Source organism: Corynebacterium sp. c24Ua_83 (assembly GCF_039907245.1).
GTDB lineage: Bacteria > Actinomycetota > Actinomycetes > Mycobacteriales > Mycobacteriaceae > Corynebacterium.
Map to the genome: position 1 here is coordinate 1 of NZ_JASBOI010000030.1, position 8,957 is coordinate 8,957.

The following is an 8,957-nucleotide window of genomic DNA, read 5'->3' on the forward strand; positions in this document are numbered from 1 at the left end:
GCGGTCTTGAGGTTGTGGTGCTTCGTGCAAAGCAGGTGCAGGTTGCTAGTTGGTGAATTAGTGTAAACCCTTTAGGGGGTAGCCAACACGACGACGTTCCCACCGCCATAGGGTGCAAACATGCAGGTGGGAAACGCCTTTTAAGGACTCGGCACGGCAACGACAAAGACCACCACCGCCGGTGAACTAGGCGGTGGTGGTCTTATCCCAAGTGGCTAGTTACCTAGCTAGTAGCCAACTCTAGTAGTCAAAACCGGGCAAGCCGGGCGTGTCACCTCGGCCATTCCGGTTATCCGCGGTGACCACGCCACCGGAATGGTGCCGGGTGGCCATGCGCGCCCCGATAGCGTCAAGGTCGTCGTATGAGTCCACGGCGGCTACCTGTCGTACCTCATTCAGTCGCCACCGCTCGGGCGTAGCCGTGTCGGCCTCGGCGGCCTGTTCGTGACTCACCGCGCCCCGGTCACCTGTTCCGTAGACCCGTGCGCCGAGGGCGTCCATTTCGTCACTGTGACCATAGACCCGTGCGCCGCGGGTGTTGGCCTCGGCGGCGTCGTCACGCCCGTAGACTCGTGCCCCGAGCTGGTCAAGGTTGTTGTTGGTTGTCATTGGTTTACACTCTCTTTCTTCCGTGGTCGGCCAAGCTGCAAGTTGTCCCTCATGCGGGTGCCGATTGACCGGCGGTGTGCCTTGCTCTCGGCAATGAACGTGTCAAAATTGTGCACACGCCGGGTGAAGAAATGCCCCGGCCTACCGCTTAGGTTGTCCATATAGCGCTTGTACATGCGGCGGCGCGTGATACCACCTTTAAGCATGTGCGCCTCGTGATTGCTCGGCCCGAACGCTCTAAGAATCGCCGCCGTGCGGCCTGTCTCGGGCACACCGGGCATACCGGCTATACGGCGGGCAAGCTCATGTGAACCGACCACCTCGCTAGTGCTCAACACCGTAGTAGCGGCGTCAATCACCGCGCCTATTACCCGTTCGTCTTGATGTAACAAGGTGTACTTGGATACAACGCCGTTCCTGCATTGTGTCCATGTGAGCGTGACCGGGTGCCGATCCCACCGAGCCAATGCTTTAGCGTCGTCGTCGTCCACCGGTAACCCAAGGCTTTGATGAAGTAGTGCCCGTTGCCATGTGCCATGAGGGTGGCACGGCCACATGGTGAGGTCTAGCCCGTCCATGTGGACTACTCGGCATACACGTCGGCCACCGGGTCAAGGTCGTACTCGGCGGCCTCGGCGTCAAACACCTCGGGGCGCTCGGCCTTGAATGTCGCCAACGACGCCGCCGGGGTGTCCTCACCGTAGCGGTCGTGGGCGCTGTATAGACCTTTTCGGCCACGGTAGCGGTCACCAACGGTACGGGCGCGGTGGTCTAGCCAACCCACGGCGGCGTTGATTGCCTCAAGTCGGCGCTCAAGCTCGGGTAGGTCGTTGCCCAACGGGTCGGCCAGCGGCGCCACCTGTCCGAGCCCGGCGGCCACGGCCTTAACCGGGTTCATACCGAACACGGCCAGCACGCACGCCTCGGCGTCGAACATGAGGGCGGTGAAACGTGCCGGGTTGTTGGTCTGTTCTTCCATGCGGGCGAACACGTCACGGTCACTGTTCGGCGTCTCGCTCACGTCGTTGAACGCCATAGCGCGGGCAAGCGGGGCGTAGTCGTCGAGGTCACCGTCAATGCGTGCCCATGCTCGCACCGCCCGGCGGTAGGCCGTAATAGTGGCCTCGGGCGTGGTAGCGGGGTCAATGAGGTCAAGAATTGAGTCCACCCGCCCGGTAGCCCCGGCCTTGTCTGTAGCTACGTCGTCAAGTGCTGCCAACGCCTCGGCGGCCTCGGTTGCCAGATTGTCGAACCACGCGCGCACCTCGGCCTTGCACGACTCAATAAGCGTGCCCGTGGAATAGGCGGGCTTGTCGAACTTGGCGATAAGGCCGTTCAGTGCACCCTTGCGCGCGGCGGCGATACGGCGGGCATGAGGTGTGTTAGCTGTGACGTTCTGCCATTCTTCGCCCCACGATGTCTTGACGCTCACGGGCACGGTCGTAGGGTCGCTACCGACGGGCGCGGCCAAGGTTTCAATCAGGCGCTCTAGCCCGCCCTTGGTCGGGTTCTTTGCCCACTTGCGCCCGGCCTCGGTGAACTCGCTGAGGTCGCGGGCGGCGGTACGGGCGTCGAACATGTCCAACGCGCCGGTGATTTTGTCGTCTACCTCACGCATGGCCTTAGCGGCGGTAGGAACAACGCCCGTCATGCGTAGCGCGGTAGATACAGCGGCGGCACGGTCGGAAAAGTAAGTAATTGGCTCGGTAGCCATAAGTGTCACGTCCTTGGAAGCTAGAAAGCTGGTCGGTGGTCATGGCACTTTTGGGCTCGGGATTGGGATTGGTCTTGGGGCGCGCCACTACCGTTTATTGTCATGCGTGTGGTAGGCGTTGGCAAGTCTCTCAAAGGGTACTGTTTGCGCTGGTCACACCGCTAATGTGTAATATTGGTGCGTTATGCGAGGTGGGGGTTACACGGCTGTAAGTTGGCGCGCTTAGCGAACGGGGGTATTTGGCGGGGGTGGTCGGGCTTGTTCGGGTCACCGTTCATAGCCACGAGGTAGGCGGCCATGCGGTCAAGGTGTACGTCTTTTCTTGGTGTACCGCCTTGAGGTAGCGGTTTAGCCACATGGCTAAACCGTGCGGACATGCCCACATTCTTGGCAGATTGCTCGGCGCGTGAGATAGCGCGCCCCAAAAAGTTCTGCCATGCGCCCGCCCCGGTGTACCCCATGAGCGGCATGAGGTCACGAGCCGACCAAAAGGCGTTGCCCTCGGCGTCGGTGCGTGCAATAGAAAGCACCCCGTCCACGGGGTCACCTCGGGGGATTTTGGGGGATTGAGGGACACGCGCCGCGGGCGGGGTGCAACCTCAATATAGACCGGCGGCGTTCTGTTCGCTCGGCAAGGCGCTGTAAGCCTCTCTCACGGCTTTTGGGGCGCGGGGTGGACAACTTTACCCACCGCCGGGGCTTGAGGCCGTCCACGGCCACGCGGGGCGTTGATTTGGCGCTGTATCGACCACGCCGCGCGGGGTTCACAGCTACCCACGGCGGTTTATGCACGGTTTATTCACCGCTCGGATAGGTATTTGCTTGTTCCGGTTCCGTCCATTCCGGTTACCGGCTATATATTTCCCTATACCGGCAGGGGGGATGGACGGCGGCCAAGGGAGGTACCCCCCCACCCCACGCTAGACCACGCGAGACACAGCGGGCGAAATTATGCACGTTGTTGGTGAATATTCATTTGTTCTTGTTGCTTGTCAATTGCTGCAACGCTCAACTCACGTGACGTTGGTTGTCGTCGTTGCTCTCACCGCGTGAGGTCTTGAGCTGTCCACAGCCTTGCTTGGTTTCGTCTCGGCCTCAATTGTTAGGCAAACCCGATCAGTTTGTTGTTGCCTTTTGGTTCACTTCACACCGCTCATTCATTGGCGACCTGCAAGTTTGTCGTGAGGGTAGGCAGTTTAGTGTGTGGGTAGGCAGGTAAGGTAGGCACATAAACATGCAGGTCAAGTGAGGGTAGGCAGGCTAGGCAGGGTAGGTTCGACTTAAGGCGGACAACCTACCCCACCGCCTCACCAATGGTTGTAAGTATTTATAAATAATAATTATTAATTATAAGGTCTCTATGTTTTACATGCCGCCCTTGTATGGCGGTGTATAGCGGTGTGTGCAACCTACCCTGCCTACCCTGCCTACCCTAGGCCAAAAACCCGTCACTACCTGCAAGAATAGGGTAGGCAGTTCTTTGTGCCTACCCTAGCTTCTGAACTGCCTACCCTATTCTTGGCGGCCGTGGTTTAACGACCTACCCCGCTGTGATGAGACTGAACCGGCGCCATGGCTTCTTGTTGCCTTTGGTCTCAATATCTTCAACTTTGATTTCGCGGGCTTGTCTCAAGTTGGCTACGGCTTGGTCGCTTACCTCACGTTGTGGCCGACTCAAGGCATTGCGTAGTGAGCCGCCCGACATGTGCCCGCCGTTGTCCTTGAGCACTCTCACAATGCGTTTCTCGGCCGCCTTAACAACGGCGTCGTCGTGGATACCCGCCCGGTCGGCGGCGGCGTTGATTCGTTCTTGTCTGTCACGGTGCTCGTACTCTCGGCTAATCCGTTCACGGGTGAGGTCAGACACGTCCATAACCGCCGCGGCAAGGTGCCACGCCTCGGGGGAAACTTCCAACCGCCCGCGGGTAATGACAGATAGCGCCGCGGCCACTCGGGCTTGGTTGTACGCCCGGTGAACCTTAAACGGGTCAATCGGGCGCTTTTCAACGCCAGCCTTTCGTAGAAAGTAGTCCTGTAGCTCCAAGGCATATTGCACGTAATTGTCGATAACAACCGGCTCGGTGGCGTTCCATACCTCGGCGGGCACGTCGATGGTCGGCAATTCCACCTCGGCGGCATTCCTTTTCCTACCTAGCTGGGGGCGCTCAACATGCGTAGTGGCGGCGGGAAGATATAGCCACCGCTGTGCGAGCCCGGCCGATGTTTCGCTTGCAAGGCGGTGTACCCACTTGGCTTGCGCGCCGACAAGGAAACACACGCGATACGACCATGCTTCGACGGCAAGCGTGTCCTGTTCTTTTTTGCGCAACACGCCCACGTTCTCGTTCGACCACATGGACAATAGGGTGCCCTCTTGAGTGCTCTCTTGCGTGCGTCGCTCACCATATAGGCGGTTCATTTCGTCGATAACGAAAATGACGCGGGCAAGCTCGGTGCGGGGGTTGTCCTCGGCGGCGTCGTCGTCCTCGTCCGGTGTACGGGGTCTTAGTACGCTAATCATGCCCTCGGGTGAACCTACCGGGGCGCGCGTCGGCTTATTGTAGCTATCGGTGACAAAGTTGCCTTGAGCCCCGCGGCGCACTAGCTCACTGCCAAGTTGCATAGTGCGCCCCTTGCCCGCGCCCGGCTCACCACACAACGCCACGAAAAGGTTGAACGTGCCTTTTCCCTCTTGCTCGCTAAGCGTGGTCACCTCGGGCGGAATGTCGGCGGCTACCCAAGACATGACGGCACCAAGCAAGCCCCACGGATTCACACCGCGGGTCTTGGCCGCCTTGGCAACCTTGTCTAGGCCGGGGTAGGAAAATACCCAACTCAAGGACTCAATCACGCTTGTTTCATCTAGGCCTAGCTTGCGTGCGGCGTCGGCTCGGCTTATCTCTCGTACCCCGGCGTACGCTGTGAGCTTATCGACGGGCACGGCCTCACTTTCAGGCCACCACACCGGCGGGGCGCTACACTCGGCGTCGGCAAGCTCAAGGTGTGTATCGCTTGCAATGAGCGTGGCGGCGTCGGGGGCACCGTCATAGGCCTCATTCGTCCATCGCTCGGTACCGTCAAAGGTGTCGGCCTGTTCGTCACAGCGGTGGAACTCATTGCCCTCGGGCACGTCGGCACCGTCAAGGACTCGCGCCCATGTGGTGCGTTGTTCCCACTCGCTCACGGTTGGCATGGTGGACTCGGGATTATGGGTTATCATGGTCTGTGTCACTTTCCTTGTTGGTGGTGGTGGCTTGCCCCTCGCTGTGAGTCCTTGCGGCGGGGGCTTTTCCTTTGCGCTCTTGCTGTTCCAAAATCTGTACGACGTCGATAGCGGCGGGGCTAAGCATGTCGGGGGTGTGCTCGTTGATGGGGCGGCCACCTAGGCGCTTGGCCTCACTCGGTCGGGTGAGGTATCCCACGGGGTGCCAAGTTCCCCGGTTGGTGACCACCGGCGCTACCTCGGCCGGGCGCTTAGGGAACTCGGGGTTACATTCCCACTTGTTGCCCTTGAGGCGTCGGCCACCAAGCCACCGGCGCACGTCACCAATGTCGCAATTCAGTGGCATATCAAAACCAATGGCGCGATAGGTGCCGTCAGACTTGCCGAGCACTTTGAAACGATGGATATAAGCGCCGTCGAACATGCGCACGGTCACAAAGGTGCCGGGCATGAGGTACAGCGGCGTTAGCTTGTTTACGGCCATGGGTTACCGTCCTTGTTCTTGTTCGGTACCGGGTGTTCTCCCATGACGGGGTGGGGATAGTCCACGCCGCGCACGGCGGCGAACACCTCAACATAGGGCTTGTTCAGCACGGTAGAAATTCGCATGAGGCTTACACCGTCACGGGCGAGTTGCCGGGCGGTGTGAGCTTGGGCGGGTGTGAGCTTGGAACGGGTCACCTACACCACCGCCTTGCCAGCTCGGTAGATGGACACAACGCGGTCACGCCGCTCGGGGCTCAAGGTTGGCGCGCGGCGGGCAACCTCGGCGGCGGCAAGCGTGTCTAGCGTGGCGAACGATAGGCGCATGTACTCGGCGCGCTGTTCGGGGGTCATTGCTCGGTTGGTCACTGCCAGCACCCCTCGGCCGGGCCTACGTACATGCTTTCTTCGGGGAATTCGTCGTCTCGCCACGGCGCAATGGCCGCGCGTTTCCCGGTTTCCCGTACTAGCGGGAGCGGCTTAAGCTCGGCGTCGATGCGTGCCCACGTGACCGGTGTGCTCGGGGCGTCACACGCAAGCGCGCCTAGCGTGAGCATGACCATAAGGGCGTGGTCGTACCGGTCGAAATAACGTGTATTGGCCTCGGCGTCGTCCGTGGGGGTGGACATGAGGGTTATGCGGAACGTAGTGGCCGTGTCGTGGTCGGCTACGCTCTCTTCCACGTGAACACGGGTTGTTGCTGGGCTCCGCTCGGCGTCGTAGTCGTACACCTCAAAAAGGTGGTGACGGGTGCCCCATTCCATGAGTGTTTCGCCCATGTAGCGCAGCGGGTAGCAAAGGCTGTAGGTTGTTGCCGCAACCTCACGCATGAGGCTATCGCCGCGGCGGTCGGGGTCACGGGGCTTACCGGGGTGGGCAAGCTCAACAAGTACGCGTACTTGCTCGGCAAGGTTCATGTCATAGAAAACGTTGGTCACGGCTTATTCACCGGCCTTAGCGAGTCGGTGGCCGAGGTAGGTGTTGATGAACTCAAGGCGTGGGGCGTCAAGGCTTGCCCCGGCGTCAACGGCCTTGTCGATTGCCTTAATGAGTTGGTTCACTGCCATGTCGGCGCGCGCCTCGGCAACGGCGGTGCCGTTTTCCTTGTTGCGGGTGACCAACCCAAGGCGTGAACGGGCTTTAGTCATGCTCGGCGGGGTGTATGGGGCGGTGGTTGCCATGGTGGCTAATCCTTTTCGGTTCCATGCCCGCGCCGTGTTGCGCGGTGCCCCGTTATCGTCTCGCCTTGGGGGTTAGTGGCGCTTTTCTATGACTGCAAGCAATAGCAAAACCCCAAGACAACCGGCGGCCTCGGGGTTAAAGTTGCAGGTCAAAGGGCTTGTGCATTGAGGCGTAGAACCGTCGGTAGAACCGTTTAGCTTGTCCTCATGGCACTAGGGCACACCGCCCTACACTTTCCAATCGACGGTGACGTACTCGGGGTTGAACTTGTTTTGCGCCCGCGGGGTCACTTCCACCGTGATAGCCATTAACGCCCGTATGAGCTCGCGCTTAAGCTCAAGCGTGGCGGTCGCCCACCATGCGCGAACGTCGGCAACCCCGGCCACCTCGGCTAGAACACCACCGGCACCGGCCAACTCAACAAGCTCGGCGTCGATAGCCTCAAGCTGGTCGGTCAAAGCTCGGTTCATTCGCCCGAACTGTTCCATACTCACATTGCCTAGCGTGGCTTGCTGCTCAAGGTCGGCCATGCGCCCCCGCAACATGTCACGGGTAGTGGTGAGCTCGCCGCGGCGGTCACTATCCACCCCGCTTGCAAGCTCGCCAACAATGTCGCTTGCCGATAGTCGGCTAAGCACAAGGTCGGCAATGTATCGCTCAAGTGGCTCGGCAATGCGGGTAGGGTGCCCGCCGCCACTTTCCTTGCAGTAGTACACACGCTTGCGTTCTTTGTCGGCCTTTTTCTTATAGGGCTTTCTGCGGCAATACAGCGGTTCCCCGCATTTTCCACACCGCGCGATACCGCTAAGCAAGTGCCGCGGCGTACTACCCACAAGGTTGGTTTTGCGTGCCGGGTTCGTTAGGTGCGCCCACACGGCTTGCCATACCTCGGGGTCAAGCACCGGCTCCCATTTTCCACGGCCAATAACCCCGAGCTTGTCCCACTCGCTAAGCTGTTCCCACTCGCTCGCGGTGTAGTCCTTTTTCTTGAGCTTGAAGTGCGTAAACCCGCCCGTGGTAGGGGTCAAAATAACCTTGCGTATGTATTCCGGGATAACTCGGTTGCCGCGGGTGGTGGTTATCCCGTCGTCTTGCCATTCACGGGCAAGTCGTTTGAGTGATTCCCCGGCCAAAATGCGGGTGGCCGCCTCACGAACAAGCGGCGCCTCGGTCGGGTGGGGCTCGCCGTCGTGCGTGTACCCAAATAGCCGGTTCGGGTTCCTCGGGTACTCACCGCGGGCGCGTTGTTGTGCCTTGGCGGCGGCAATGCGGGTGGATTTAATCGCGCTCTCCCATTGGCTCACACCCGAAAGCATGGTGCTAATCAGGTCGGCGTTGGGGTCGTCGAGGGCTTGCTCGCCGCCGTTGACGTAGATAAGGCGGCAATGCATGTTCTTGAGGGTGGCCTTGAATAGTCCGTACTCACTCACATTGCGGCTAATGCGGTCGGGGGCGAACGATAGCACCGCCCCAATCTTGCGTGCTTTCACGTCGGCTACAAGGTCAATAAAGCCGGGGCGCACTTTCCCCGAGTAGGCCGAAATTGAGTTATCGGAGTACACGCGGGAAACCTCAAGGCCGAGCTCGGCGGCAAGTGTGCGGCACGCTTGTTCTTGTCGTTCAACGCCCGCCCCCTCGTGCTTGTCTAGGGAAATGCGCACGTAGATACCGGCGGGCAAGGTGGTTTTGGTGGGTATGTGAGCCATGGATAAAGTTTTACACCAATTCACCAACCATCTTTGCCGT

Annotated in this window: 10 protein-coding genes; all 10 read right to left on the reverse strand. The window is 60.0% G+C overall.

Annotation, left to right across the window (positions count from 1 at the left end):
• Positions 1–240: 240 nt before the first annotated feature.
• Positions 241–609: a hypothetical protein gene (locus QKE30_RS10440; RefSeq protein ID WP_347934745.1), complete on the reverse strand. Its 369-nt coding sequence runs from the start codon at positions 607–609 to the stop codon at positions 241–243.
• Positions 606–1,100, reverse strand: a complete 495-nt coding sequence (locus QKE30_RS10445; protein ID WP_347934746.1) for a hypothetical protein — start codon at positions 1,098–1,100, stop codon at positions 606–608. Before QKE30_RS10445 ends, QKE30_RS10440 begins: the two co-directional genes overlap by 4 nt.
• A 92-nt stretch (positions 1,101–1,192) precedes the next feature.
• The gene (locus tag QKE30_RS10450; RefSeq protein ID WP_347934747.1) at positions 1,193–2,323 is read right to left on the reverse strand and encodes a hypothetical protein; all 1,131 of its coding nucleotides are present in this window, start codon (positions 2,321–2,323) and stop codon (positions 1,193–1,195) included.
• A gap of 1,540 nt (positions 2,324–3,863) precedes the next feature.
• Entirely contained in the window at positions 3,864–5,507 is a 1,644-nt protein-coding gene (locus QKE30_RS10455; protein ID WP_347934748.1) for a hypothetical protein, read from the reverse strand.
• A gap of 22 nt (positions 5,508–5,529) precedes the next feature.
• Complete coding sequence (locus tag QKE30_RS10460; protein ID WP_347934749.1) at positions 5,530–6,030, reverse strand: hypothetical protein; 501 nt, start codon at positions 6,028–6,030, stop codon at positions 5,530–5,532.
• Positions 6,021–6,227 carry a hypothetical protein gene (locus QKE30_RS10465; protein ID WP_347934750.1) on the reverse strand — a complete coding sequence of 69 codons (207 nt, stop codon included), beginning with the start codon at positions 6,225–6,227 and terminating at the stop codon, positions 6,021–6,023. The genes QKE30_RS10460 and QKE30_RS10465 overlap by 10 nt, the downstream gene beginning before the upstream one ends.
• Positions 6,228–6,398 (reverse strand): hypothetical protein, encoded by a 171-nt coding sequence (locus QKE30_RS10470; RefSeq protein ID WP_347934751.1) that lies wholly within the window; start codon positions 6,396–6,398, stop codon positions 6,228–6,230.
• On the reverse strand, positions 6,395–6,967 hold the full coding sequence (locus QKE30_RS10475) for a hypothetical protein (RefSeq protein ID WP_347934752.1): 573 nt from the start codon (positions 6,965–6,967) through the stop codon (positions 6,395–6,397). Before QKE30_RS10475 ends, QKE30_RS10470 begins: the two co-directional genes overlap by 4 nt.
• Before the next feature lie 3 nt (positions 6,968–6,970).
• The gene (locus QKE30_RS10480) at positions 6,971–7,210 is read right to left on the reverse strand and encodes a hypothetical protein (protein ID WP_347934753.1); all 240 of its coding nucleotides are present in this window, start codon (positions 7,208–7,210) and stop codon (positions 6,971–6,973) included.
• Positions 7,211–7,438: 228 nt separating this feature from the next.
• Positions 7,439–8,917: a recombinase family protein gene (locus tag QKE30_RS10485; protein WP_347934754.1), complete on the reverse strand. Its 1,479-nt coding sequence runs from the start codon at positions 8,915–8,917 to the stop codon at positions 7,439–7,441.
• Between the last annotated feature and the right edge of the window lie 40 nt (positions 8,918–8,957).

What these genes read in the sequence shown, in the direction of transcription:
- QKE30_RS10440 (WP_347934745.1), bottom strand. Translation starts at nt 609, where the DNA reads ATGACAACCAACAACAACCTTGACCAGCTCGGGGCACGAGTCTACGGG.
- QKE30_RS10450 (WP_347934747.1), bottom strand. Translation starts at nt 2,323, where the DNA reads ATGGCTACCGAGCCAATTACTTACTTTTCCGACCGTGCCGCCGCTGTA.
- QKE30_RS10460 (WP_347934749.1), bottom strand. Translation starts at nt 6,030, where the DNA reads ATGGCCGTAAACAAGCTAACGCCGCTGTACCTCATGCCCGGCACCTTT.
- QKE30_RS10480 (WP_347934753.1), bottom strand. Translation starts at nt 7,210, where the DNA reads ATGGCAACCACCGCCCCATACACCCCGCCGAGCATGACTAAAGCCCGT.
- QKE30_RS10485 (WP_347934754.1), bottom strand. Translation starts at nt 8,917, where the DNA reads ATGGCTCACATACCCACCAAAACCACCTTGCCCGCCGGTATCTACGTG.